This window comes from Peptostreptococcus stomatis DSM 17678, from assembly GCF_000147675.1.
Lineage (GTDB): Bacteria > Bacillota > Clostridia > Peptostreptococcales > Peptostreptococcaceae > Peptostreptococcus > Peptostreptococcus stomatis.
In genome coordinates this window covers 1-25,061 of the sequence record NZ_ADGQ01000028.1, presented here as the reverse complement: position 1 = coordinate 25,061, position 25,061 = coordinate 1, and the positions used below count along the sequence as shown (strand labels likewise).

The 25,061-nt window shown below is 33.6% G+C and carries 37 protein-coding genes; 7 read left to right on the top strand and 30 right to left on the bottom strand.

The genetic code is table 11. The annotated features are described in order from the left end of the window. Window positions 1–309 precede the first annotated feature (309 nt). From HMPREF0634_RS10035 to HMPREF0634_RS02685, 4 genes are read right to left on the bottom strand one after another with little or no spacing between them, the layout of a single operon-like run. A complete protein-coding gene (locus HMPREF0634_RS10035) occupies window positions 310–432 on the bottom strand; it encodes a hypothetical protein (RefSeq protein ID WP_276324345.1) in 123 nt (40 codons plus the stop codon). Window positions 433–488: 56 nt separating this feature from the next. Further along, a complete protein-coding gene (locus HMPREF0634_RS09760) occupies window positions 489–635 on the bottom strand; it encodes a hypothetical protein (protein WP_165480186.1) in 147 nt (48 codons plus the stop codon). Next, a complete protein-coding gene (locus HMPREF0634_RS02690; RefSeq protein ID WP_040565676.1) occupies window positions 635–853 on the bottom strand; it encodes a hypothetical protein in 219 nt (72 codons plus the stop codon). The genes HMPREF0634_RS09760 and HMPREF0634_RS02690 overlap by 1 nt, the downstream gene beginning before the upstream one ends. A 9-nt stretch (window positions 854–862) precedes the next feature. Further along, entirely contained in the window at window positions 863–1,060 is a 198-nt protein-coding gene (locus HMPREF0634_RS02685; protein ID WP_007788728.1) for a helix-turn-helix domain-containing protein, read from the bottom strand. Window positions 1,061–1,257: 197 nt separating this feature from the next. Between HMPREF0634_RS02685 and HMPREF0634_RS02680 the strand changes: the two genes are divergently transcribed. Next, complete coding sequence (locus tag HMPREF0634_RS02680; protein ID WP_007788710.1) at window positions 1,258–1,464, top strand: hypothetical protein; 207 nt, start codon at window positions 1,258–1,260, stop codon at window positions 1,462–1,464. Here HMPREF0634_RS02680 and HMPREF0634_RS09825 read toward each other — a convergent pair. Both HMPREF0634_RS09825 and HMPREF0634_RS02675 read right to left on the bottom strand, forming a co-directional pair. Beyond that, complete coding sequence (locus HMPREF0634_RS09825; protein ID WP_007788748.1) at window positions 1,447–1,599, bottom strand: hypothetical protein; 153 nt, start codon at window positions 1,597–1,599, stop codon at window positions 1,447–1,449. The genes HMPREF0634_RS02680 and HMPREF0634_RS09825 overlap by 18 nt on opposite strands. Before the next feature lie 88 nt (window positions 1,600–1,687). Beyond that, the gene (locus HMPREF0634_RS02675) at window positions 1,688–1,891 is read right to left on the bottom strand and encodes a helix-turn-helix domain-containing protein (protein WP_007788738.1); all 204 of its coding nucleotides are present in this window, start codon (window positions 1,889–1,891) and stop codon (window positions 1,688–1,690) included. Window positions 1,892–2,017: 126 nt separating this feature from the next. On the opposite strand from HMPREF0634_RS02675, the gene HMPREF0634_RS02670 reads away from it, so the two are divergent. The 3 genes from HMPREF0634_RS02670 to HMPREF0634_RS02660 all read left to right on the top strand — a co-directional run bounded on the left by HMPREF0634_RS02670 (window position 2,018) and on the right by HMPREF0634_RS02660 (window position 4,429). Beyond that, the gene (locus HMPREF0634_RS02670) at window positions 2,018–2,329 is read left to right on the top strand and encodes a helix-turn-helix domain-containing protein (RefSeq protein WP_007788734.1); all 312 of its coding nucleotides are present in this window, start codon (window positions 2,018–2,020) and stop codon (window positions 2,327–2,329) included. Between the two features lie 121 nt (window positions 2,330–2,450). Continuing rightward, window positions 2,451–3,983, top strand: coding sequence for an RNA-binding domain-containing protein (locus HMPREF0634_RS02665; protein WP_007788720.1), 1,533 nt, complete (start codon window positions 2,451–2,453; stop codon window positions 3,981–3,983). A gap of 68 nt (window positions 3,984–4,051) precedes the next feature. Then, window positions 4,052–4,429 carry a PH domain-containing protein gene (locus HMPREF0634_RS02660; protein ID WP_007788705.1) on the top strand — a complete coding sequence of 126 codons (378 nt, stop codon included), beginning with the start codon at window positions 4,052–4,054 and terminating at the stop codon, window positions 4,427–4,429. 316 nt (window positions 4,430–4,745) lie between these two features. On the opposite strand, the gene HMPREF0634_RS09755 is transcribed toward HMPREF0634_RS02660, so the two are convergent. From HMPREF0634_RS09755 to HMPREF0634_RS02650, 4 genes are all read right to left on the bottom strand, one after another. Next, window positions 4,746–4,907 (bottom strand): hypothetical protein, encoded by a 162-nt coding sequence (locus HMPREF0634_RS09755; protein ID WP_165480185.1) that lies wholly within the window; start codon window positions 4,905–4,907, stop codon window positions 4,746–4,748. A gap of 2 nt (window positions 4,908–4,909) precedes the next feature. After that, a complete protein-coding gene (locus HMPREF0634_RS09750) occupies window positions 4,910–5,632 on the bottom strand; it encodes an ORF6C domain-containing protein (RefSeq protein ID WP_007788722.1) in 723 nt (240 codons plus the stop codon). 130 nt (window positions 5,633–5,762) lie between these two features. After that, the gene (locus tag HMPREF0634_RS09475; RefSeq protein ID WP_083799376.1) at window positions 5,763–5,945 is read right to left on the bottom strand and encodes a hypothetical protein; all 183 of its coding nucleotides are present in this window, start codon (window positions 5,943–5,945) and stop codon (window positions 5,763–5,765) included. 91 nt (window positions 5,946–6,036) lie between these two features. Beyond that, complete coding sequence (locus tag HMPREF0634_RS02650) at window positions 6,037–6,162, bottom strand: CopG family transcriptional regulator (RefSeq protein WP_243440502.1); 126 nt, start codon at window positions 6,160–6,162, stop codon at window positions 6,037–6,039. A gap of 212 nt (window positions 6,163–6,374) precedes the next feature. Here HMPREF0634_RS02650 and HMPREF0634_RS09745 point away from each other — a divergent pair, with 212 nt between their 5' ends. The 3 genes from HMPREF0634_RS09745 (at window position 6,375) to HMPREF0634_RS02640 (ending at window position 7,271) form a co-directional block, all read left to right on the top strand. Beyond that, window positions 6,375–6,521: a hypothetical protein gene (locus HMPREF0634_RS09745; RefSeq protein ID WP_165480184.1), complete on the top strand. Its 147-nt coding sequence runs from the start codon at window positions 6,375–6,377 to the stop codon at window positions 6,519–6,521. Between the two features lie 237 nt (window positions 6,522–6,758). After that, on the top strand, window positions 6,759–6,947 hold the full coding sequence (locus tag HMPREF0634_RS02645; protein ID WP_007788740.1) for an AbrB/MazE/SpoVT family DNA-binding domain-containing protein: 189 nt from the start codon (window positions 6,759–6,761) through the stop codon (window positions 6,945–6,947). A gap of 93 nt (window positions 6,948–7,040) precedes the next feature. Next, complete coding sequence (locus HMPREF0634_RS02640) at window positions 7,041–7,271, top strand: hypothetical protein (protein ID WP_007788743.1); 231 nt, start codon at window positions 7,041–7,043, stop codon at window positions 7,269–7,271. A gap of 35 nt (window positions 7,272–7,306) precedes the next feature. Here HMPREF0634_RS02640 and HMPREF0634_RS02635 read toward each other — a convergent pair whose 3' ends face one another. From HMPREF0634_RS02635 to HMPREF0634_RS02545, 20 genes are all read right to left on the bottom strand, one after another. Continuing rightward, window positions 7,307–8,797, bottom strand: a complete 1,491-nt coding sequence (locus tag HMPREF0634_RS02635) for a GH25 family lysozyme (protein ID WP_007788751.1) — start codon at window positions 8,795–8,797, stop codon at window positions 7,307–7,309. 100 nt (window positions 8,798–8,897) lie between these two features. Then, the gene (locus HMPREF0634_RS02630; protein WP_007788730.1) at window positions 8,898–9,305 is read right to left on the bottom strand and encodes a phage holin family protein; all 408 of its coding nucleotides are present in this window, start codon (window positions 9,303–9,305) and stop codon (window positions 8,898–8,900) included. Between the two features lie 16 nt (window positions 9,306–9,321). Further along, window positions 9,322–10,011, bottom strand: a complete 690-nt coding sequence (locus HMPREF0634_RS02625) for a hypothetical protein (RefSeq protein ID WP_007788718.1) — start codon at window positions 10,009–10,011, stop codon at window positions 9,322–9,324. Continuing rightward, window positions 10,012–10,182, bottom strand: coding sequence for a hypothetical protein (locus HMPREF0634_RS09740; RefSeq protein ID WP_007788731.1), 171 nt, complete (start codon window positions 10,180–10,182; stop codon window positions 10,012–10,014). Between the two features lie 12 nt (window positions 10,183–10,194). Then, the gene (locus HMPREF0634_RS02620; protein ID WP_007788745.1) at window positions 10,195–11,130 is read right to left on the bottom strand and encodes a hypothetical protein; all 936 of its coding nucleotides are present in this window, start codon (window positions 11,128–11,130) and stop codon (window positions 10,195–10,197) included. A 23-nt stretch (window positions 11,131–11,153) separates the two neighbouring features. Further along, a complete protein-coding gene (locus HMPREF0634_RS09305) occupies window positions 11,154–11,759 on the bottom strand; it encodes a hypothetical protein (RefSeq protein ID WP_123795797.1) in 606 nt (201 codons plus the stop codon). Window positions 11,760–11,800: 41 nt separating this feature from the next. Beyond that, window positions 11,801–14,968: a phage tail protein gene (locus HMPREF0634_RS02610; protein ID WP_007788707.1), complete on the bottom strand. Its 3,168-nt coding sequence runs from the start codon at window positions 14,966–14,968 to the stop codon at window positions 11,801–11,803. Further along, entirely contained in the window at window positions 14,968–15,711 is a 744-nt protein-coding gene (locus HMPREF0634_RS02605; RefSeq protein WP_007788752.1) for a distal tail protein Dit, read from the bottom strand. The genes HMPREF0634_RS02610 and HMPREF0634_RS02605 overlap by 1 nt, the downstream gene beginning before the upstream one ends. Continuing rightward, window positions 15,712–18,360, bottom strand: a complete 2,649-nt coding sequence (locus HMPREF0634_RS02600; RefSeq protein WP_007788746.1) for a phage tail tape measure protein — start codon at window positions 18,358–18,360, stop codon at window positions 15,712–15,714. A gap of 251 nt (window positions 18,361–18,611) precedes the next feature. Continuing rightward, window positions 18,612–18,989, bottom strand: a complete 378-nt coding sequence (locus HMPREF0634_RS02595) for a hypothetical protein (protein WP_040565675.1) — start codon at window positions 18,987–18,989, stop codon at window positions 18,612–18,614. Window positions 18,990–18,998: 9 nt separating this feature from the next. Further along, window positions 18,999–19,568 carry a major tail protein gene (locus HMPREF0634_RS02590; RefSeq protein WP_007788725.1) on the bottom strand — a complete coding sequence of 190 codons (570 nt, stop codon included), beginning with the start codon at window positions 19,566–19,568 and terminating at the stop codon, window positions 18,999–19,001. Between the two features lie 14 nt (window positions 19,569–19,582). After that, window positions 19,583–19,885: a hypothetical protein gene (locus HMPREF0634_RS02585; protein ID WP_007788712.1), complete on the bottom strand. Its 303-nt coding sequence runs from the start codon at window positions 19,883–19,885 to the stop codon at window positions 19,583–19,585. Further along, entirely contained in the window at window positions 19,882–20,247 is a 366-nt protein-coding gene (locus HMPREF0634_RS02580) for an HK97 gp10 family phage protein (protein ID WP_007788709.1), read from the bottom strand. The genes HMPREF0634_RS02585 and HMPREF0634_RS02580 overlap by 4 nt, the downstream gene beginning before the upstream one ends. Next, window positions 20,231–20,539 (bottom strand): phage head closure protein, encoded by a 309-nt coding sequence (locus tag HMPREF0634_RS02575; RefSeq protein ID WP_007788726.1) that lies wholly within the window; start codon window positions 20,537–20,539, stop codon window positions 20,231–20,233. The genes HMPREF0634_RS02580 and HMPREF0634_RS02575 overlap by 17 nt, the downstream gene beginning before the upstream one ends. Continuing rightward, window positions 20,536–20,796, bottom strand: coding sequence for a phage head-tail connector protein (locus HMPREF0634_RS02570; RefSeq protein WP_007788741.1), 261 nt, complete (start codon window positions 20,794–20,796; stop codon window positions 20,536–20,538). The genes HMPREF0634_RS02575 and HMPREF0634_RS02570 overlap by 4 nt, the downstream gene beginning before the upstream one ends. Before the next feature lie 5 nt (window positions 20,797–20,801). Further along, complete coding sequence (locus tag HMPREF0634_RS02565; protein WP_007788750.1) at window positions 20,802–21,128, bottom strand: hypothetical protein; 327 nt, start codon at window positions 21,126–21,128, stop codon at window positions 20,802–20,804. Window positions 21,129–21,139: 11 nt separating this feature from the next. Beyond that, window positions 21,140–22,540, bottom strand: coding sequence for a phage major capsid protein (locus HMPREF0634_RS02560; RefSeq protein ID WP_007788747.1), 1,401 nt, complete (start codon window positions 22,538–22,540; stop codon window positions 21,140–21,142). Next, the gene (locus tag HMPREF0634_RS02555; protein ID WP_007788736.1) at window positions 22,534–23,112 is read right to left on the bottom strand and encodes an HK97 family phage prohead protease; all 579 of its coding nucleotides are present in this window, start codon (window positions 23,110–23,112) and stop codon (window positions 22,534–22,536) included. Before HMPREF0634_RS02555 ends, HMPREF0634_RS02560 begins: the two co-directional genes overlap by 7 nt. Further along, window positions 23,105–24,277 carry a phage portal protein gene (locus HMPREF0634_RS02550; RefSeq protein ID WP_007788715.1) on the bottom strand — a complete coding sequence of 391 codons (1,173 nt, stop codon included), beginning with the start codon at window positions 24,275–24,277 and terminating at the stop codon, window positions 23,105–23,107. Before HMPREF0634_RS02550 ends, HMPREF0634_RS02555 begins: the two co-directional genes overlap by 8 nt. Window positions 24,278–24,285: 8 nt before the next feature. Continuing rightward, a partial coding sequence (locus HMPREF0634_RS02545) for a terminase TerL endonuclease subunit (RefSeq protein ID WP_007788733.1) occupies window positions 24,286–25,061 on the bottom strand: 776 nt, incomplete at its 5' end.

The window sequence follows — 25,061 nt, the reverse complement described above, 5'->3', positions numbered from 1 at the left end:
GCAAGGCCTTGGGTTAAAATCATACCTATCATCTTCAAGCATTCTAAGAAATCTTTTACACCCTTTAACTTGTGCCTTATTTACATTTATTCTACCCTCTACAACATTGTAAACATAATCAAAAACAAGCTTGTAATTAGGGTAGTTATCTAATTTTTTCTTAGACATCCTTTAAAGCTTGGGCCAGCCTAGAGACCTTTTTATCGGCTGTATCATCTTTTATTTTCTTTAGCCCCGATGGTGATAACCCTAGTTCTCTCGAATAAGATATAATATCTACCCTCAATTTTTCAATTATCAGGTATATGTTTAAAAAAAACCAGATATTTCATCTTTTTTGTAGCAGACAACTTTCCAAATAGTTTTTTTACCTTCAACGGTAAACTTATACTTTGGGTGCTGTATGGTTTGAATTTCTTGTTTTATTAGCATTCCCCCATAACCTCCTTATATCTATCTTCACCAACAGCCTTTTTAAGTTTTTCAGGTTAAATGACATAACTATATGTCCTGCTCCTGTCATTTTTCTTAAAGGCTGTCCCAAATTCAAAGGCCCCTCGTTGAAGTCCAACTCTAACAAATTGGTCTGTGACTCCGAGCATTTTGGCGGCTTCCGATACTTTAATTTTTGTCATTATTTTCCCCTCCGATACAATAATTCAAATGAATTTTTTATTAAATTGCTGATTAGCTTTTCTGCATCTTCCCACGATTTTAATTCATGGTCTGAAATTATGCCATCTGATGCTATGCTAATAAGTTCAGCCTTCTTCTTATCCAGGTTTTGTAAGCTGTTTAAAAATCCCAATGTTGAACAGCACAAGTCCTTATCTTTTAATGGTAGAAGGACCATTGCACCTACCTAGCTATTTTCCAAATGCTCATATGCAAGCTTTATATCCCCATAGAGTAAGCACATCCTTCTTGCTATATCATTTGGCGGTATATATGTACCATTTTCATATCTCTTGATGGTATCGATACTAATATTTAAGTGTTCTGCGGCCTTTTCTTGAGTTAGACCAGCTAATTTCCTGTATTTTTTATAAATGTTTTCCATTTTTTATCCTTTCTTTTTTAAAATCATTTTTCTATATTACTACTGTGGTATAATTTTTTTATACGAAAGGGGATGAGTAATATGAAAATTGATGGCTTAGATGGTTTTTTAGATCAGTTAGAGAGTTTAGAAGAAAATATCCAAAGAGTGTCGGCACTCATAGATATGACTTGGATGAAATCTTTAACGAATCTTTCATGACTACACATACTAAACACAAAGATTTTGAATCCTTCTTAGATGCTGGTGGATTCAAAGCAAGGACTCAAGAAGAATTTGATTCCATTGATGAAGATAAGCTTAACCAATACGTCTCTTTAAATACTTCTTTTGATTCCTTTGAAGATATGCTTAGTAATGCCGCAGGACCATTTTTTGAGAAAGAATTATTTGGTAATCTTTAAATTTAATTCTTTCTGATTAATTGACTCAAGTCGTTTTTTTACTTCAATTAGTAAATTGTTGATTTGGGTCAATTCTTCTTTAACTTCAGTTGATTTTTCAACTTCTATATTTACTTTTATATTTAAATTGTCCATATTATTTGTCCTTTCTTCATCTATTAGTGCATTTTCTGCACTTCATTTTTATTTTTAGCAATGTTATAATTTCCATAAAACATAGAAATTATTTGGTAAAAAAATCCATTATATCGCATTGTAAAATCTGTGCCAAAGTAGGCATCATATTAGCTTTCATAATTCTATCTCCATTTTCATAGTTAGAATATGTGGTTGCCTTTTTAAACCCAAGTGAGTCAGACATTTGCTGTAGTGTTAAGCCTAGTTCTTTTCTTCTTGTTTTTATAAAAATTAGATTTATACTTTGCATATCATCACCTCCTATTCTTATTATAATTCCTTTTTTGTGGAAATTAAGTATTTTTTCTATATTTTATGGAATTATATTTTCCCTAATTTGGAGAAGTGATATAATAAGCCCAGGAGAGTGATTGTTGTGAATATCGGATACAAAATAAGAAAATTACGTGAAGAGCTTGGATTATCTCAATTAGAGTTGTCTGAAAAGCTTAATTTAAACAATAGAATTCTATCACGTATAGAACTTAATGAGCGTTCAGTAAGAGATGATGAACTTGTTATTTTTGCGGACTTCTTTGACGTGTCTACAGACTATCTTTTAGGTCGCACAAATGTAAGAAATCACCCGGAAACTTTCGCAGCACATACTGATGAAGATATGAGTGATGAAGCAAAGGCAGAGTTGGAAAACTTTAAAGAATTTCTGAAAATGAAATATGGTAAGTAAAATTTTCGTTTTTTCGTTTCAAGAAAATAAAAACGAAAAAATGCCTTGATTTCAAGGTTTTTAAAGTTTTCGTTTTTTCGTTTCAGGAAAATAAAAACGAAAAACACATTAAGGAGGGTATATGAATACAGACAACAAGATAGAAAAAATATTTAATATTCTAGAAAAAAGTCCTTCTTTTTTGAAAGAATCCAACAATATTGAGTTTAAGAAAAGTAAAAAAGGTTTCCCTTTAGATGCATTAGAAACTTACTCTTCCTTTGCAAATACCGAAGGTGGTACACTTATTCTTGGAGTTACAGAGACAATTAAAGAAGGCACAGTGGGCTCCATTGAAATAACTGGTGTTGATAATCCAGATAAAGTTATAGATGAATTCTATAACTTGGTGAATAATCCTAACAAAGTAAGCAAAAACATAATAAATGATGGAGATATTTTCATCAGAGAGATTAACAATAAGCAAGTTATAATAATTAACATCCCACAGGCAGATTATAAAATAAAACCAATATACTTAAATGGAAGCAAGTACCACTGTTTTAAAAGAAACCATACAGGAGACTATAAATGTAGTGTACATGAGGTCGACCAGATGATAGTAGATTCTGGGCCAAACTCTTTCGACAGTATAGTACTGAGTAAGTTTGATTCAAGTGATTTAGATATGGAAACAGTATGGAAATATAGACAGCGTTTTAATTCTCTGTCAACGCTCAGCAACTTCACTGAGTTAAATGACCACGAATTCCTAATAAAAATTCGAGCTCTTAGTAAAGATCGTAATGATAATGGGACTATTAAACCAACCTTAGCAGGCCTTTTGGTATTTGGTAAATATAGTTCAATTAGAGACTTTCTTCCTCATTATCACGTTGAATATATTGATAAAAGAAATTCAAATATTGATTATCGCTGGAATGATAGAATCATTTATGACGGTACTTGGGGAGAAGGAAACCTTTATAACTTCTTTTTTCAAACAATAGATAAATTAAGAAATTCTATAGAAAATAAATTTTCCATGGACGCAGATAATATTTCAAGAAGTGATGATGGTGACATGATTGTTGCTATCAGGGAAGCATTGGTTAATTCAATAATTCATTGTGACTTTAGAAATAACTATGGTATTAAGATTATTCGACTGCACGATAGTGTCGTATTTGAGAATGGCGGAAATTTAAGAATTCCTAAAATTGATTTCTTTTGTGGTGGTCGTTCTGAGCCTAGAAATAACACAGTACAAGATATATTTAGGTATATTAAATTATGCGAACGAGCTGGCAGTGGAATACCAAAAATTATGGATGTTGTTGGAAAGTACTCACTCAAAAGACCTGGCCTGGATACAAGCAACAATATGATTAGATTCACATTGTGGGATACTAGTATTTCTGACAATGCATCTGATTTAGGTGAAATTGAAAAAGGTATACTCCAATTTATTTATGTAAATAAAAACGTAAAGAGATTTCAAATTGACAGCTATTTTGATATTGATAAATCCGAAACAATAAAATATTTAAATTCTTTGATTGAAAAAAAATATATCAAAAAAATTGGGAAATCTAGATCAACTACTTATATTATAAATAATGGTCTTGAATTTATTAAATATGACTTAATAGAAACTTTAAAAAATATGTTCTAACCTATTTAGATGGAATGTTACGTAGAAACTTATGTATGTAGTATATTAATTTTTAGGAGGTATTAATTATGGGAATATTAGGATCAATAATGGGTAATGCATCAAAAATTACTGTTGATGAAATTTTAGAAAAATATGGCCAACTTTTCTATGAGGATGAGGTTGTAGAATGTGCATACTCTTTAATAAGAGATAAGTTTATTTTCACAAATAAAAGACTTTTATTAATAGACCATCAAGGTGTCACTGGTAAGAAAGTAGAGTACCATTCGTTGCCATACAACAAAATCACTCACTTCGCAATAGAAACAGCAGGACACTTAGACTTAGATGCGGAGTTGAAAATTTGGATGCCAGGACTACCTGCTCCAATCAAAAAGCAATTTTCCAAAGCTACAAATATATATGAGATACAGTCAGTACTGGCTCGCCATGTACTTGGATAATCGTTAAATACTATTTTATTAACCTCAACAAAATGAGACTTCATTAAAATAACGGTTGTATAATATTTAGCGTTGGTGAGAGAAAAATTCTCTCCCAACGCTAAATATTATACAACCACTTATACAAACTTTTGAAATCTATACAGGCATTGAAAAACCTCGGCATACATTGTATACCGAGGTTTGAAATATCTGTAAAATTGTACGGTTCCTATCTCTTTGTAAATTCAAAACATTGAAATTTCAATGTTTATAGAAAAATTTGTTACTTACGAGTTATTTGCGAATATATTTTATCTCATATTTATATAGTTTTTTATGATGCTACTCTTTTATATTGTATCATAGCTTCAATTACAATACCTTCTATTAATGGATAATCACCTGCTTTATTCATAATTGAGTTTATAGAGTTTTTAGGAATATTTAACTCCTCACATAATGAAAGAATCCTGTACATGCCTTCAAGTTTTGTCATATCTATACCTCCAAAATGTCCTGTATATCTTCATTAAGTGACATTGGAAGCTTGTGCATCCTGACTAGATTAATAGCCTTATCATATTGTATTCGTTTAATTCCCTTATATGATGTAACATCAAACTGTCTCCTGATTTCAGAATATATATCGGCAAACACTCTACTTCTTAGACTCTTATTATTGTATGCCTTACTCTTGTAACCACCTAAGCATTCAGTTGCTCTCTTTTTAACCTCTTTATTTAAACAATCACACTCAACAGCAAATAAAGGCATATTTTCTTTAAATTCTGTTACACTATTATTAATATCTGATATCTCTTTTATTAGCTTTTGTTGTTGCCTATCTAAATGAAATATAGCTTGTACTTCCTTAGACAATCCATCTTGCATATAAAAGCCCTGTTTTCTTATAGCTGGTAACACTTCTGATGTTACCCACCTTTTAAATTTCTTTGCATTAGGTAACTTACTAGACAATATAAGACTATATAATCCAGATTCATTAATAATCACTTGATTAGGATTTCCTTTAATACCGTCACGAATCGTTACTGTATTTTTATCATCTTCATCTATATGGTCTATTATTGCCTTCCTTGTATTTGAGTAACCTAAAATTTGGGCCACATCTTTGCCTACAAACCATATATTTTCTTCAATTATTACGCTTCTAACCTCTCCAAATTCTTGGCTTTGGAATACCATTAAATCGTTCTTCATTACTATACCTCCATAAATTAATGATTTTGACAAACATCAATCTAATATGGTATAATGCGGATATACCTTTCTTATAGATTGGTGTTTTGTTTAAGAGTAAGTTGTGTCTTTGGTCGGATTAAACTTACTCTTATTTTTTGTTTAATTCAGCATAAACCCTTTTGATACCTAATCTTATTATTTCAGATTTATTTTGTCCTGTTTTATCTACGCAAAAATTAAGCATCTCAACATCTTTTTCAGATAACCTAATTCTAGTATTGAGGGTTTTGGGTTCATCTGTTGGTCTGCCACTTCTTACAATCTTAATCACCTCACTTTTTTTGTGGATACATTAATTATAATATATGTGGATACATAAGTCAATACCTATTTTTAAAACTATATTTTTTGTTTCTCATTTCTTAATTCATGGTCTGTCTTTTCAGATTATTATACTCTTTTTCAATAAGTATCCTTGTCATTTCAGAACGCTTAACTTTTCTTTGCTCGCAAATTTCATCTAACTTTTTTAATGTTTTGAAATCCATTCTTACTCTTAGCATATAATCCTTATTTTTATTCTGATTATTGGCAACCAATTTACTACCCTCCTTTTTCTCTTTTTGCTACAATTCTACTATATATATTTGTTGCCACAAATCCAAGACTTTTCTAATATTTATTTTTTTAAAAAAAATATAAAAAACTATTGACTATTCGTTACGAATAGGGTATAATATAATTAAAGAAAGGGGGAAACATGAGTAACAGATTACACAATCGAATTAAAAGAGAAAGGAAAAGAAAGGAGCTTGAAGAACAAAAAAATAAAGAGTTACTTGAGTGGCTTATAACGATAATAACTCTGGTACAGTTTATAGAATCATTAAAAAGCTATTTCAAGTAACTCTTATGAGGGGCTAGGCCCCTCACCCTTTAAGGGTATTATATCATACTCATGTGAAATATGAAATGAAAAATAATAAAACGTTAATAATATCTATTTTGGGTTTTGTATCTATAATTCTATTTAATATAACTAAAAATATTTCATTTTTATTTGTTACAATGGTATTTTTAATAAGCTTCTTTTACCTGAAGTTTAGAAATAGATAATTAGATTAAAGTTGGAAAGGAAATAATAATGAGTGAAGAAAGAAAAGCTAAAATGTCACTAAATAAATCGGGTGGAACAGCAGGAAAGGGTGGCATAACCTATAGGGTCACTATCCCAAGTACCTGGGCAAAAGCAATCGGTATTACGGAAGATAGTAGAGATTTATCAATAATATATGATGAAAAAAAACAACAAATAATTATTAAAAAGATATAAAAAACTGTTGACTATTCGTTACGAATAGGGTATAATATAATTAAAGATAAGGAAATACAAAAAAACAAATATTAATTTTGAAGGAGATAAAAAATGACAAATTTAATTGAAAGAGAAGTAAAGAGATTTATCGAAAGCAAGAAATCAAATTATGATAACATGGATGAAAGAAAGTGGGAAGTACTAGAAGACAAGCTAGTATCAGAAATTGAAGAAGCTTCTAAAGAGCTAGAAGCCGATGACACACTTGAAGATTTAATTGAAAACACACTATATTTCAACTCAGCAATGGACGAAATAATCATGAGAATAGCTGAAAAGTAAAGCAAAGGGGGCGAATAAGCCCCCTATTTTAATACCTACTTTAGCCAGTAACCCTTACTATCAAATTCATATGTCTTGCCATCTATAGTCTTCTTGCCTGTTACCATCTTTCCATCATCAGGATTGAAGTAGAACCATTTATTGTTATACTTAACCCATCCAAAAGCTTCATATCCACCTTCACCAAAGAAATACCAGGCCTTATTATATTCTAGCCAGCCCTCTAACATCATGCCACCCTTGTCTGGCTGCAGATAAAACCATTTGCCATTTTTATCTTCTAGCCATCCAGTTTTCTTTTTGCCATTTTCATAAAAATACCAGTGATTATTTTCCTTTACCCATCCAGTCTTTTTAGAGGAATCTTGTCCTGCGTATTTGGGTCTGGCATAACCCCTTATATAGCCACTGCCAACCTGTATAGTTCTTCTCTTTACGGCTTCATCATTGTTGCCCTCTATAGTTGTTATTGTATTACCGCTTACAGTTTCTACAAAACCTATATGATTGGCCCAATTATCATTTGGTTGAGTTGATTTTGACCATGCAAAGCAAATAATATCTCCAGGCTCTGGCTTTATGCTGCCATCTTCAATCCATATGCCTTTTGATTTAAATATATCTATATATCTTTGGACGCTACACTCTTTGCCAATCTTATCAAGCAAACCTGCAGATATTACTGCAGCTGATACTGTGGTTGCACACCACTCATCAGTATATTTTACTTTGTAATTTTGAGGTAGTGGCTTATGATTATTATAGATGTCTATTATGTCCTTATGTTGGCCATTTGCTTCTGACTTGCCTATCCATGCCCTCATATACCCAAGTATTTTATCTACTTCACTTGAAGGAGTGTTAGATGCAGATTGGTTGTTATTATCTTGCTTTTTAAAATTATTCAAACCATGTGACTTGATGATTTTAGGATAATCACGATATGCGATATTGGTATCAACCCCACCTTCACTGGTATTTCCTATGCCATCATATCTACCAGCATTTGTATACTGCCACATGCCTATACTTCCTTTGCCTACATATCCATGCTCACTGCTACCCCATCTAGCTATCCATAAATCATACCCCTTCAATCTTTCCATATCAAAAGACTTGTCAAACCAAGCTTTCATAGAGTATATTCCAGTATGATATCCTGCCCTCTCTAAGACTTCCATAAAGGCTACTGCAATGTCTGTCCTAATCTTGTTGCCTAAACTTGCTTGACACTTGTCTTCTAGATCTAGATATACTGGATAGTCAAATTGCATGCCTTCAAGGCACTTTAAAAACATCTGTGCTTCTTTTCTTGCCTGCTCTACATTTGTAGCATAGCAGTACCAGTAAGCTCCTACTCCCATGCCTGCACTCTTTGCCCCATTATAATGCTTTACCCAGTAAGGATCTTCACCGCTTGCCCCTGAACCAGCTTTTATAATGACAAAGTCTAATCCTGCTTTTTTTGCCCTATTAAAATCACAATTTCCGTTATATTTACTGATATCTACTCCTCTAGTTGTCATGAGTTACTCCTTTCAAATTAAAAGGTGGCCATATTGACCACCTTATTTACTAAGTTTTCTACCTGGTAAAATTACCAGGTAAAGTTTATTAAATTAAAGTTTATTCGCTTTTTTCTTTTAATTGTTCCAGGGTCTTTTTCAAGGCACTAGGATATCTAACTCCTAGCTTTCCGCCATTTTCCAGTATTGAAAGCCCTTCATTGGCTATGTAGAAGAAGCATGTAGCCATTCGTATAACTTGGTTATCTATCCCCATCAACCTGTCTAGTTGCACAGCTAAAGCTACCATAAAGAAAATCACCACTTTCTTAGCTATGCCCTTAAATCCCACTCTAGAATTTAGCTTTTTATTATATCCTGCTGCCAAAAGACCACTTGCATAGTCAACGATTATAAAAACAAGCAACACCTGAAAAGTCTTGTCCCAGCCACCGAATAGGTATCCACACACCCCTCCAGAACAAGCTCCAATTATTTTGATTAATTCTCCAGCATTTTCAAATTTCATTTTGTCTATTCTCCTTTTAATTTATAAAATATCCTAATTTGCCTAATACCACTTCTGGGGTATTATCACCTTCACATTTTACGAACATTTTAGCCCCACTATATACAAGTGATTTACAATATATCCCCCTAACTAAGCCCATTTTAGCTATATATAAGGTGTTATCTGCTACCTCACTCTTAGGCGTTACAGTGTCGCTGACCGTAACATTTTCACGACGTATTTCAATAACTTTTCTGATATCTTTCACACTTACTATAAAATCATCAGGAACAAACAATACAGGAAGCTGGAAAATATTCATGTCATTTTCCATTTTAGTAGTTAGCAGTCTAATTATGATGTTATGTGATACATCTCTCGGGATATACTGATTCCTAAATGAATCTTTCCAATTATAATGAGTATTTTCAATCGTCAGCATAGCGGGTAAAACACCTGTTAAATAGGCAATCAAATTATTAGCTAGGGCCGATAATCTTGATATCGCTGAATCCTCACAATATTTACTGATAGCAGTATGTATTTCAAAGCCATGTTCTTCCATTTTTACTCTAGTTGCACTATCTTTTACTACTCTTGGTAAATCAGTTGCCAGCCTCATTAATGTTTGGTCATCTGAATCTGTCTTAGCTTTTAAATTTTCCATTGAATTTAAAATAGAATCAACATTTGTTTTTAATTTTTCTAACTCAGTTTTAATCATTTAGTTACCCCCTAAGTTTTTATTAATTGATTTTAAAAAATCATCAACTCCCTCAAGTGAGGTCTTGATTTCATTGACATCTTCTGCACTAGCATAATTTTTAATTTTATTATCTACATACTCTTTACTAACTACATCTAAATCCTTCTCTATTAGTCCTAAAACTTTCATTGTCTACTCTCCTTATCCTACTATAACTACTTTGTATTCATTTGCCTTAGGTGGCTTAGCAAACTTCACCTTGATGTTATTAACGTCTGTAACTTCAACATCTGTAATCACCTGGGCGAAAGGTGCTTTATTCTCCCTCACCATAACTACCACATCCTGGGTATTTAAGTTGTGATTAACTGTAAATTCGGTCGCTGTGCCATTGCCTATCTCTTTTGCTACCTTACCAGTCTTGCCCGCTATACCTTTCTTTAAAACTGTAGTTAAGTTGTCGTTATTCTTTAGTAATTCCTCGATTTCCTTAAATGTGTCGTAATTAGATGACGCCCCATTAAGTATCTGGTTAATCCTCTGATTAGTAAAGGTGTTAGCTTGCTGTAGAGCCGTGTCTGCCTTAGCTTGTGCCTGTGCGTCTGTTATTTTAGTTGCAAGTGTATTATCTAGGCCTGCAATCTTACTAGTTGGCAAAGTCTTAGTACTAGCTATCAGGGCCTCTATGATAGTATCTATCTTTAGTTTATCGTCTAGTCCATCAATTTTGGATGTACTGATTTTGGAATTGCCACCATTGATTTTGGTAACTATGTCCCCTGCTGTAATAGCTCCGGCTATACCATTTATCCTATCTGCGTTGATATTTTCAGAGCCACCATTAATCACGGTTACTATATTGGCAGCCTTTAGCTTGTCTGCTAGATCCTTGATTTTATCCATATTAATTAGACTATCACCATCATTTATAGTGTCAACTATACTAACGGCAGTAGGTGAAGCGTCCTTTGCATCCATGGCTATCCACGCTGTGCCAGTATAGACATAGGCCCTCTTATTCTTGGTATTGTAGTATACCTGACCAGCTACAGCCTGGCTAGGTTCTACTGCTACTGAGTGAAGCACTGCTTCTAGTAGTTGATTTTGATTTGCTTTTAAATTTGTAAGTAAATTCATATTTTACCCCTTTCAAAATTTAATTAATTTAAAATAGCACTCCCAGAAAATTTATAACTAAAAGATATAGTTAATTCGTTTTCCGATAAGTGCTTAACATCTCCTATCACTTCGTTTCCCCCACTATCTACAATAGTGACAGATGGTATTTTTTTTAAGTTGTGCTTGATATTCCAGGTCTTGCTAGCCTGTATTTGAGTATATTTGTAATTTTTATCCAGGACGATATCACCTGTTAGGTCGTCAAATTTCTTGAGAATATCAAGCCTTTTGTCTATTTCAAATAACAGCTTTTCAACATCAATTTCCTTTAACTTTTTTTTTAAAGACTCAGCTTCTCCCACTATAATTGACTTATCTGCTTTAATTGTGAAAGTACCTGACTTAAGAAGTTTATCACCATCATATATTAGTAATTCTGATGGGTAGCTTCCTACTTCAAGTGGTGGAAAATAGATGTCGATATATCTATTTTTTAAGTCAACTTCAAGAGCTTCGTTTTCAAAAAGCTTGCCTTTAATTTCTATATAGTGTTTAAAGCTTAAGTTTTCTAAATTCATATCTTTAGCAATCAATCTAATTCCTCTTGCTGTTTCTCCTGCATGTACCCTAAATACTCTATCTATCATAGCAGACTTATATAGATTTATATGCCTAAAGCTTTGTAGCATTATTTCACCTTCTCTCTAATTAAGTTCTCTAGTTCTTCTATTCTTGATTCCAGAGTATTAACTCTTTTTTCAAGTTCTTCATTTTTCTTGAATACTTCCTGAATCCCTACGTGTAGCATTGATGTGTAGGCATATAAATTCACAGCTAATTTCTTATCGTTCCCTTTGGATATCAAGAAATTTGACACATTCTTGAATTTTAATATATTTTGGGCGATTAATGAAAAATTATTCACCTTGAAATATTTAAAATCATAAGTGGCCATTCTTGTTTCTTTAAGAAACTTTACTATGTCATCAACTGTTAGGTCTGGTATTTTTATATCCTTATTTTCTCGGTATATGAAGTCTGAGTCTAAAAATTTAATATTTTCTTTTACTGATACATCAGATAAAGTGTCCCCTCCATAATACCTGAGCCACGTTACATTTACAGTCGCATCGTAAAAATCAACATTCCCTTTAGTGTAGACGTAGTTGTTTAAGCCTTGATGCCCACCTGTTCCCTTGTAAGGGTCGTATTTCATCCATATTCCAAATCTTGAGTATGCCTCATGAATTCCGTTGTTACGCACACAATAATACGTATCGGCATTGGCTTTTAATCTAATTCCATTGTCATTTGTATCGATTGATTTACAATCATTTGACCCGGGGAAATAGTTTCTTTCTAATACTATTCTTTCATTTCTGCCCGGATATAGTAAATCAGTTGTGATTGCTCCGGTTTCTATTTTTTCTGAAGTTATAGCACCAGCTTCAATCATTTTTGTCTTTATCATTGGAATGATTGCCCTACCATCATCACCTAACTGTATGCACTCGTCAATTTTACTACCGATTACTAAATTTCCCGTGTTGGTAAACATCCAGTTAACCTGACCGTTTTCCATGCCTACCATTCCTGATACATCTCGCCATCTGTCGTGAAATTTAGCCCTTATATTTTCCCCAATGTAAACACCTGTTTTATTTTCATATGAACCATTACCCACAAATAACTCAGGTGTAAATACGTACTTTCCTGATATCTCGGTTGCCTTACCATTCCACGCTTTTAGTGCCGGTGGGAGGTCTTCCATACTTCCATCCTTTCCTTGCAGATCGAATTGCGATGGATACCACTCTACATCATCAGGTATAGGTTTCTCTGAGAGTATAATCCACCTAATGCGGGTAACTTTCCTACAGTCAAATTGTATTTTATGAGAATTAACCGCATGGGTTGTAAATTCTCCCGAATATATTTTAAACTCAGCTATATTCGAATCCTCAACCTTTGCCACTTGAGTATATCCATTTCCATAATAATACATCGACATATATAGAGAGGTTGCCATAAATTTTACAAAATACTTTGTATTTTTCTTTAACCCCATGTACTGATTAATTTCTACCGCTCCATCGGTGTCGGATATAAGAACGTTCATTACGTGTTGACCGTCAAAAGGTGTTATTCTAACAAGACTCTTTTCTTTTTGACTTTTGACTTGCCATTCATTTAATTTGTTAGGGTCGTTACTAGGTTCGTTTGTGGCAAAATCATTATGAAAATCTCCATTTGAAATTAAATTAAACTTAAAGGATTCTCCATCTTTACCCTTTAATTCTTGCTTTAATTCCTCTGATAAATCACCTTTTCCGATGCTGCCACTTCCAAATTTCAGTGTGCTGCCATCAAATTTTAGCAAATAATTATCTTCAGATTCACCTATCAGGAAAGTGCCATCATTTAAGTTCCACTTTACATTTCCACCTTTTAAAATACCTGTGATAATTTCATCCGCAACAAAGCCATCACCTGTGCCAAAGCTTCTCCAGTCCCAGGTCCCATCTGACTTCTTTTTGTTTGCTATCCTTATGGATCCACCCATTAATTGGATAGCCTTTGTTGGATTCTGATCTAGTGGTTTGTCGTAAGTGATTATTCCCTTGCCATCTTTTGATATATATACATATCCACCCGAATTGTTTATTTCAGTGTTTAGCTTGTCTATAACATTATTTAGAAATTCTGCATCTATACCATCTTGAATTTTCTTACTTGCACTGTCCCAAATAGCCTCTTTATTTCTAAAGTCATTGATTTTCTTATATGCTTCTATAAATAAATCATTGGTAGTTTCAACAAAATTTCCTAAAGTAATTTTGTCAGCACTTGAGTTATCTAAGTTTTTGACTAATTTAATGACCCTTGCCTTAAGTCTTAATCCGAGTTCTTCATCAATGACAGTTACAGTGTCACCTAGCCTTACCCCCTCATATTCAAAACCATGTTTTACAAGGTCTTCGACGGCTGCATTATAAGTAATTTTAGGTGTAGATGCCTTCTCAAGTTCTTCTTTTGTCTTTGCCAAAAGCTCTCTTTTGTCTGTGATATCGTCAAACTCAATTTTGCCAAAGACATGGACTTTTCCTTTGTCTGAATTTCGGCCATACTTTAGTCTTGCTACATTATTTTCAACATACTTCTTGCCATTGTTTATATCTGCAAAATCTATTCTTCTTCCATGACCACCAGTTTCTTCTATTTCCTCACCTTTGCCAAATCCATATAAGGCAGTAATGATATCTTCTTCGTTGACGACTTTTTCAATTTCATGTATATCTTTACCATATACAAATCTTTTACCATTATCATCACCACGTTTTTTGAAGATATTTACTTTTCTGCTCACAATTTTATTGCCCTCAACCTTGATGCTTGTAGAAAATTCACCATCCCAAACTTTTACAATTTTATTTTGAACGGCATCTTTAACACTACATCTGTAAAAGCTTGTTGTATTTAATCCCAGATTTTCAACAACACCTACTTCCCACCTACTTGTGGCAAGTGCTTCTGAAAGTGCATTTGTTGCTGTTGAATTTCTAGGTCTTTTATCTTCAATATAGTCACCTAGAGTCTCATAAAATGAATTTTCTGCGTATACTTCTAGAAAGATATCATCACTTGAGTTATGCTTATTTTTTATCGACTGGATGATATATTCATGCCACTCATTTAGCCTATCTTGATATAGTATGCGATATCCTTTTTCAATATTCTTGTAAAAAGTGCTAAAAGTTAGTGTTGAGTCTGCATTGAGACTTTCTTCATCTTCTGGATCAAAGATGTCTATATAATCTATTAAATTCTCATCTCTGTCTAATAATAAAATATTCATTATAGCCACCTTTCCTGGTAAGTTATCTCATAGTTTACACTTTGAGAAAAAGCCCACCTATTTTCACCTTTCTTTATTTTGATAAAGTCACTTTTATAGTCCAAAAGTCTCATAGATTTCTCTCCATTTACTTCTACAAAATTATTTATACAATCAACTTTGACTTTTGCTCCAGGACTAAAGTTATTTATGATTTTCACAAATTTAGTAGATTTCAAATCTTGGACCATAAAGGTATCTGCAGAGTTTGTAAGGTCAAGGTTAAAGACAGCACTAGTCTCAAATGTTGCGTCATAGTTAAAATAAACCACATTATCAGTGCCTTTGATTGTTTTAATATCAGAGTACCCAAATGGATCGTGGGCAACAAACTTTAATATAACTTCTGCACTTTTTCTTGATGTTGAATATTTTATATCACCATCTAAAATAGCCTTGTAATAAAGATTTTTTTCATTCCTAAATCTTAGTATTTCTGGCCTTTCTGTGTATAAAAGTGAAGATAGTCTTCTTCTAAAGTCAAATACTTCTTGCTTATTGCTTTTTATAATTCTGCAGTAAATTATTATTTCTCTTATCCCTAGATTGTTTTTCCTAAAAACAGCTCCAGCACGCCCTGGAATTTTTTGAGATGTATTTTCAATTTGAGGAAGAAGGCTCATCTCTACTTTTTCAACTTTAAGTAAATCTTTAAAATTAAACCCATTGAATATAAGATCATTCTCTGAAAATGTATAGCTCATTTATAATCCCCTCCCCCTTTTAGCTCTACTGCTTAGTCTGTATAGCTCTTCTGCCATATATTTGGCATCATCTCTGTCCTTTAAGCTCATATTTTCTATATTTAAAACAACCCTTTCACCTTGATATGAATCTAGAGACATTCCATTTGAATTTGAAAAATCTGTACCAACTCCAGAAAAAGATATTTCAGGAACAGTTAAAGCATTGGCCATTGCATCTTGTATTGCAGATTTTCCTTTAATTATTCCTTCTGAAATAGTCCCCCCAAAATTCAACCTATTAAGGTCTCTAAGAGGCCCTCTTTTAGCAGGAGAAAACGGTAAAAAGTCTCTAATACCCTGAACGACATCTTGAACTGTGTCTGTCACCCAGCTAATAGCTGATTTAATTCCATCTACAATTGAGCCAATTATATTTCTACCTGCCTCATAAAATCTACTTCCAAAATTAAAGATGGTCCTTACAGCACCATCTAAGCTATTACCTATTATATTTTTAATCCCATTCCAAATGCTTGATGTAATGTTTTTGATTCCATTCCAAACCCCTGTTACAATTGATTTTATGGTATTAAACACGGAAGTGAAAATTTGTTTGTACATATTAAACAAATTATTAAAGTATGTTTTAATGCCATTCCATATAATTTCCGTTACGGCTTTTATACCTTTCCAAACACCTGTTACTATCGTTTTTAGAACTTCAAATATTGTAGTAAATAGAGTCTTGTAGAACTCAAATAAGGCTGTGAAAAATGCCTTAATGCCATTCCATATAGCTTCAGTTACAACTTTGATTCCTTCCCACACACTTGTTACTATTACTTTTAAAGCTTCAAATACTGTGGTGAATATGGTCTTGTAAAATTCAAACAACCCTATAAAAAATGTTTTTATTCCTTCCCATACAGCCTCAGTTACAGCTTTGATTCCTTCCCAGATAGATTCAACTAGATCTTTTAAGGCATTCAGTGTGTCTGTGAAAAATTGCTTGATTTCTGCCCAGTGGTCATATATTAATTTACCTACGAAAAAGGCAGCACCAAGAGCAATTACAATTGGTAGTAAAGTGGATATTACCCCCATAAGGCTTGCCATTCCTCCAGATAAAAAAGACATGACCCCTCCAGCTTGTGTTATTTTAGTAGAAAGTCCTGCCATCTTTATCGCAAAACCTCCTACCCCTTGGGTGAGTTTGGAAAAAACTACAACAACAGGTCCCACAGCAGCAGCTAATAGGCCTATTTTTATTATGAATTCTTTTTGCCCTTGTGAAAGGCTTGAAAACCATTTTGTAAATCCTTTTAATTTTTCTATTACTTCTTTTATAATAGGGCCTAGGGCCTTTTGAAGTGCTTCACCCAATTCAGCTCCAGCAATTTTAAGGTTATTCATAGCCACCTTAAATTCATCTATAGGATCTTTAGTCTCATCAAAAGTTGAAGTTACAGCACCTTTTGCCCCATTTGCTGCACCTGCTAACTCCTCAAAATTTAACTTTCCATCTTTTATAGCTTTAGCCATCATTGGACCTGCTTTAGTCCCAAAGACTTCAGTAGCCAAGGCAATGGCTTCTTGTTCGTTTTTAGCCCCCTTAATCTTCCCTGTAAGTTCAGTAAGACCTTGTTCCATAGTCTTTCCTTCTTTGGCCCAATTCGCTTGTGCTTTTGTTAAGTAAGACATTGCCTTTGTAGAGTCTACACCGGACTGCTCAAATTGTCCCATAAGGGCAACTGACTGACTAAAGTTAAGCCCCATTCCCTGAAGAGCAGGAGCCCCTTTGACAACACTATCAAACAATTTATCTGTAGAGACTCCAGTATTTTGTGCGGTTTTTGTAACGCTATCTAATACTAGGTCTAAATCCTTACCAGTTAAATTGAATGCTTCTATTGCTTGTTTTGATTGGATGGTAGACTGAGTTACATCTTGGCCATTTATCTGAGAAAATTTAAGCATTAAGCTTGTCTTGTCTTCTAGTTCTTTTCCTAAAAAACCAAACTGTGTATTTACCTCTCCTAAGGCATTTCCTACTTCTGTAGAGCTTGCTGGGAAGTTTGAGTATACATTTTTAAAAGACTTTTGCAAATCTTGGGCTGCTTTACCTGTGGCTCCAGTTTTTTGAACTACTATATCTAAGCCTTCATCAACTTCTGTGAATGCTTTTATAGATGCTGCACCAATGCCTAAAATTGGAGCAGTAACACCTTTGGTTAAGGATTTTCCCACAGCTTCTGATTTTTGACCAACTTCTTTTAGTTTCTCTCCAGTTTCTTTCCAACCCCTATTTATTTCAGTTTGCTCTTTTTTTAAACTCTTTAACTGATTTTCAGTTTTTAGAATTTCTCTTTGTAGCTTTTCATATTCTTCTGCCCCTATGTCTCCATTTTTAAAGGCAGCCTCAGCTTCCTTTTGAGCCTGCTTTAAAACGTCAAGCTTGTTTTTTGTGTTTTCTATTTTTTCTGCCAAGACTCTTTGTTTTTGAGCCAAAAGGTCAGTATTTCCAGGGTTAAATTTTAGCGAATTGTTAATTTGCCTTAATTGGCTATCAAGATTTCTACTTTCTTTGTTGAGATCTTTCATAGCCTTGTCTAGCTTGGTTGAGTCACCGCCAAGCTCGACCGTTATTCCCTTTATTTTTCCTGCCATATTTACCCCCTTTCTGCAATAAAAAAGGACCCTTTCAGGTCCTTATTTTTGCTAAAATCTATCAAAATCACTTTGAGTTGCTTCTCTGTCTGTGTTGCTTTCATTTTGAGAATAGAACATATCATTGTATTCAGTCATATAATCTATGATCATACATATATTCATTTCACAAAAGGCTTCATAGGGCAAATGCCTTTTAAAAGCTCCAGCCATAAGCTTTTCTGTAGTGAGTTCGTGACTGTCGTCACTTTCTAAATTCTTTTTTTTTGAATATTAGAAGTCATTGAAGATAAGAAAAGCTCAATAATATCTTCCATCAAATCAAATACTGGAAGATTGTCAAAGCTACAACACCACTCTTCAACGTCATCCGTGATGTCAGGATTGCCTGTTTTGGCCATCATATGAAGTATTCTGTAGAATATTTCAATATCTATGCTTTGCATGGCCCTAAATTGAGCAGTTAAATCATCTTCAAGATTTTCTAGTTCATTTGAATTCACATTTTCAAAAATCTTCATGATATCCTGAAGAGCATCACGCTTGTATCTTGTCTTATATTTGATTAAAAAGCCACCATTTACTTTTAGCTTAACATCTCTTCCATCAATATTAATTATTTTTTCCATGGCATCCTCCTACACTTCGCTTTCATTTGTTGTGTATACCTTCTTATAAAAGTTCTCATAACTTTCTGAGCCCTTCATTACTTTTGCCTTTATTCTTCCTGATGGGTCTGGAATTGCAGAAAACTTTATCTTGTCAGTTCCGATTTTTGTCTTTTCTTCCTTTGTGTTAGACTCTAGCTTCGGTCTGGATGCAGATACCTTATATAGAACGTGCCTTACCTTGTTCTTGTCCCCATTAAATTCAAAGGCCATTGCAAAATTATTGGCCCTTGCATTTACATTTTCCACAATTGCCCCATTTTTATCTTTCGTATATCCAAGTACTTTTGTTTCAAAATCTTCATTCAAGGTAGCTATCTCAAGCTCTCCTTCATAGCCATTGTTTGTGAATTCATTATAATAAATCACATCATCAGCATAAAAAGGGTTGCTATCCCCTGAAGGGTCCAAAGATAGGCTTACTGCACCTGGCAACTTAAATACTTCTCCATATGTTAGCTTGTCTGCTTCTTCCTTTTGAATTGGAAATATATGGACATTGCTTAATCCAAATCTTACTTTATTTGCTTCTCCTGCCATTTTGTACCTCTTTTCTAAATAAAATATTTTATTAAATACATATCTTCTGATTCAATATATATATCTTCAGACTTTTCCCAAACTATTTCATTTTTGTTCAGGATACTTTCTATTTCCTGCTCATTTTCTCTTGATTTGATAGTAAAGTAATACTCTATTGTATATTTATATTCACTGTGATATACACTATCATCAGCCATATAATTATCAGCCCCTCTAGCATAATAAATCAAATACGGAGGGTGCGTTACACTGCCAAATCTCATATATGCAGCAGGAAGATTTATTTCTTCTAAAATCTTCTCTATAGGTTTCATTTTTCCAACCTTTCAGAAATTCTTTTTAAAAGTAGAGCATTTGCTTTTTCTTCATTCTTTAAAATATGAGGAAATGCCTTTGTCCTGGTTTTTCCATTTCTTGTCATATGACCATGTTCAAGAAGGTGGGTTAACTGGCCTTTTTCATTGTAAACAGTTTTAACTTTTCTATTGCTTTCAGTAACTGTTTTTTTAGATGTCCAAGATTTAGCATACTTACCAGTTTTTTTAGGGCTATCTCTTTTGAGATTTGCGACTAGATCATCTGAAACATTTTCAATTTCTTCATCAAGAATCTCATGTACTTCTTTGCTATAGTCATCTAATATTGCTTCTAGCTGTGCTTCAATCGATTTTGCCAAGTTTACCACCTACTGTCAATTCTATATAGTCATCCTTTTTATATGTTCGCAAAACCGAATATAATTGGCCATTATATTTTATTTCACTCTCCCCACTATATTCAAATTCATTCATTGTTATGGTATAAGTGGGTCTTAATCCTGTTATTGCTGCGTTATAAATTTCTCCTCTAGAAACTGAATCCACTTTACAAAAAACTTCTGCAGATTTATGCTTTTTAATCTGGTTTAATTCTTTGTCAGAAGTAATCTCAACTTGCAAAAGTTCTATAACGTCATCTAATCTTTTCATTTTTTTACACCTGCTTTTATGTAAAAATTGTTCAATCTCCACTTTAAATGGCGAGGAATATCCTCGCCACCTTTATACCTAAATTCTGCATAATCGATTAAAAATGCTGTGTGGCTTTCATTATCCAAATCAAGCTCAATACCTTGCATCTCTTTTAGTTCGACTTTTACTGATTCGATTGTATTTTCCAAAATTATATCTCTTTTACTTGTCGAAATTCCTAATTTCAGTTTTAGAAGCTCTAAAACTTCATCCATATGCATTATTCTCCCTTGTCTTCACTCTTTCTTTTGCTAGACTTTTTTCTCTTTTCTGGTTTTTCATCTTCTTCTTGTTCTACATTATCAGAGCTGTTTTCTGAGTCTGAATTACCAGAATTTTCTAGGGCTGTAACATCTAGTTCTTTATTTTCTTTATCTCCATTCTTTAAACCTTCCTCAGAGATTTCGGCAACTGGAACTACCCAGTCACCGCCTTTTTCTAGTATTTCAAAATATCTTTCCTTGCTTACCTCGAATCTATCTCCAACTTTTCTATAGACTCCTTCTACCTTGTCCTTAAAATCGTATATAGCACATACTGTAATCATATTACTCCTCCTTATACTTCACTGCCTTTTGCAAAATCTAAAGTCTTAGTAACGGCCTTATTTTCTATGTTTACTCCAATAAAGGCTTCGGCTATGATTGGCCTGCCATCATATCTAGCTGTACCCTTAAATAAGGTATTGTCTTCTATGAAATTCGCATGTTCAGATGCAGCAAATGTCGCCCCTGCTCTTTCCCCAAGCAAGTATAGTTCACCATATCCACCAATCATATCTCCTTCTGGCACGAATGGTAATGTTATTATTGCACCACCAATGACCGGCATTTCATTATTAATCTTGGCTACAATAGCTCCAGATGCATCAAAAGTCAAAGCCTTTGCCATAAGCTTATTTTTAGTTGTGTCATTCATGACCCAGAACTTTTCTTTAGTTGCATAGTTTGACTTTAACCCTGATATGCCTAAAAGAAACTTAGTAAAGAAATCTGCCCCATTAGCATTTTCCAGTTTAACTAAGTTGCTTGTAGATAAATTCTCCCACTTTCTGTCCTTGCTAGAGTAACCTTCTGGCTGGGTAGCCTGGGCAAGCCTTGTTACAATTCCAAGTGGCATTTTCTTACCTGTTCCGTATAATATAGCCTTATCTATTGCTAGCCCTATTGCCTGGCCTAACATATATAGTATTTCATTATACAAATCTACAGGATCTGCATCTTCTAGTGTAGCATTGCAAATTGGAATAAATCCACCCACCTTGTAACCGTCAATTTCTACTTCATTAAAGCCAAATGAAAGTTCGCTTAATTTGCTGCACGCTTCCATCCATATAGCTTCTGGAATGCTACCAGCAATTGTCTGTCTGGCCTTACCTGAAACTTTTCTTAGTCTTACTTTACTGATTAGCTTTGAATATTCATGAAGAGAATCTCTTAAAAGCTCTAGGGTAACTGTAGGAATTAGCAGGTCTGCTTCTTTCACTCCCCTAGTTTCCCTAATTTTATTTTTTGTTCTTTCAAGAAAGTCCTTTACATCATCTCTTTCCACATGTAATTTTAAAGTTTCCCTAGTATTTCCACCGAAATATTTTCTTCTTGTCATTGATACGATCTCCTTTTCTTCTTTTGCTTTTTTTCTTTCCTGAATTGGTTCTGCTGGTTCTGGCTCATCAATTGGGACCCCAGGCTCATTATCTTCTAGCTCATCAATCTCTTTTTCAATGTCGCCTATTTCTTCTTCAAGGCCTTTGACATCCTCATCATACTCCTTCTTTTCTGCTTCAAACTTGTCAATCATCTCATCAACAACCTTCTGCTCTTCTTCGGTCTTGACTTCTTCAATAGCAGCTTTTAACTCTTTTTCTCTTTTTGCAAAGTCTTCCCCCTTCTTCCTAAGTTCATCTAACTTATCTTTTAGTAGGGTTTTCTTTCTTGTAAGCATTATTTTTCTTAGCATATCTTTTTCATCCTTTCTTTACTATCAAGCTTCCACTTTTCTATGCTTCTGCTTTTTATTTCCTGGCATTGTTTTTCTCTGGCCTGAACGCTTGTGTCTTCATACGCAGGGAAAGTGCAAATACTAACTTCATGTAGTGTAGCTTCTTCAATGGCCCATTTTATACTTCCATCATCTCTAATTTCTGTGGATTCTTTCACTATATCAAAGCCAAAACTACACTGGTCTATATCGCCTCTTTTTACCCTGGAATATAAATTCATAGCATCGCTATCTTCTTCATTGATTTTTATTCGTCCCCACAATCCATAATTGTCAGCTCTTAAATTTAAAGTAGCTGCCTTTGTTCTTCCAAGGACATATTTACTATCGTGATTAATTAGGGCTCTAATATCAGAATTTATAGAGTTGTCAAAAGCACTTGCCTTTATTTCCTCAAAGCAGCCCTCCCACAACTCAGTTTCTTTTCCAAAAACAGCAAAGTAGCCCTCAATGAATTTGCCCTCATTTTCATCACTTCTGATTTCCAACTTGGTCTTCACATTTCTGTTTTGTATGTTTCCTTTAAGCATCTTCTTCACCCCCTTTTAGTTTTTCTTGCTGATCAATCATGTTAAGTGGGATGTAGTTTTCTAAAATCACAAGCTCTGAAAGCCCTTCTTTTGGTGATAGACCTACCCAATCCCTAACTTCATTGCCAGTCATTATTCCCCTTACATACATAGTTGAGCCAATTTCTGCAAGTTCTTTTAGTGAGTAAGTATAAAGCGACCTGGAGTTAAACTTAAAATATAAGTTTGGTGAATATAGTAATTTTTTAGTAAACTCTTGTTCAATATTTTTCGCTATACTCATTATCCTGCTACGAATAAAATTATTGTATTCTTCTGCATTAAAAGCTCCAACTCCAAGTAAAAAAGCAGGTATATTCAAAATACCTGCCACAGTTTTCTTATCAAGTTCAATTGTATCTTTTATGGCTATATCATTTAAAGTTAATGGCTTTACCTGCTGAACCTCTAATAGTTCTGCAGGAATTATCCAGGGTTGCCCCTGCTTTGAGCTTTCTAAATACTTATGATAAACTCCATCTCTACCTTCTTCACTTGCAAGCTCGGCAACAGTTGAATCTACTTTTACAATAAGAGATGGAATCACTCTATTGCTCATAAATTCATTTGTAGTTTTGTTTGCCTGCTTTATATTTTTTGCAACATCCCTTAAAACAACCCTATATGACTCTCCTTCAAATGGAACTCTTTGCCTTGGATTAATCATAAAGTGAAGTATTTCATCAGAATTGTAATAATTATTACCAACCCTTACTCCATATCCAGTATTGTTTTTTTGTAAAAAACCATTCGTGATTGGAATCAAGTCTTCAAGTATTCCATCTCGGTCTATTTTGGGATATACAAAAACATTTCCTTCTAACATCAGTGATTTTACCAGCCAATGCTTGAAATTAAATCCGGTCATTAGGGAGTAAGGTTCTATATCAATTTTTTTAGACAATTGATTTTTAACCCTCACATCACCATCTTCTTTATTTTCCATAAGATGAATTGTCATTGATGCTATTAGATCAGCAATCCTTTCTATTCCCGACCTAACTTCAGGACAATCGCTTAACCTGGTGTAGCCTTGAACATATAAATCACTGTCTGTGCTTATAAATTGAATCATTGGGCTTTTAGGTTCTGCCCTGGTTTTTTTGTTTTTAAATTTTTCAAACATGATACCTCCTAGTTTTCACTATTTTTATTTTTTAGCCATTTACTTGCTGTGTTTGACTTTTCCATATTCTTAAGCATTCTACATGATGCGAAAACAGATGCATCAAATAAGTCTATTCTCATTTTAGGCTCTATCTTTTCATATTGGATCATATCATCTGTTTTTTCTATCCCATGAACATTCTCAACGCAATACTCAAAGGCCCTAGAATGCATATAATATAAATTTCCACCTATAGCTTTTTGCTCAATTCTTCTAAATCCTCTTGTTTTGTTTATAAACAACTGTGGCTCGTCTTTTATATTAAATCTCTGCTGTTTCATATATAAATAAAACTCTTCTGAAAACTTTCTATCAAAACCTATCTGCTTAATATTAAAGCCTAGATCTCTCATCTTGCAAAACCATTTAACTATATCTGTGTGTTCTGTGATATCCCCATTTGTCATTGTGAGGTCGCCATCGTCTAACCATTCATAAAGTGGGATGGAATCTTCTTCTGCTTTCAAATGTGCTCTTGTTGATGGGAAAAAAGCATGTGTAATTATGATATCCACATCACCATGTCTGGCATATAAAGCAGTTGCAGTTAAGTCATGCATTTTTGATAAGTCTGCCCCTCCAAACCATTCCAACTTTAACCTTAACAAATCATTTATGGTCCAATTATATTTTTCATCTGATGCCTTGAAAGTATCCAGATTGAAATATGATTTCAATGATGAAGTATAAACATTAAGTGATTTTGCAAGAAAGTCTTTTCTCTGTTGAGGATCATTAAGGG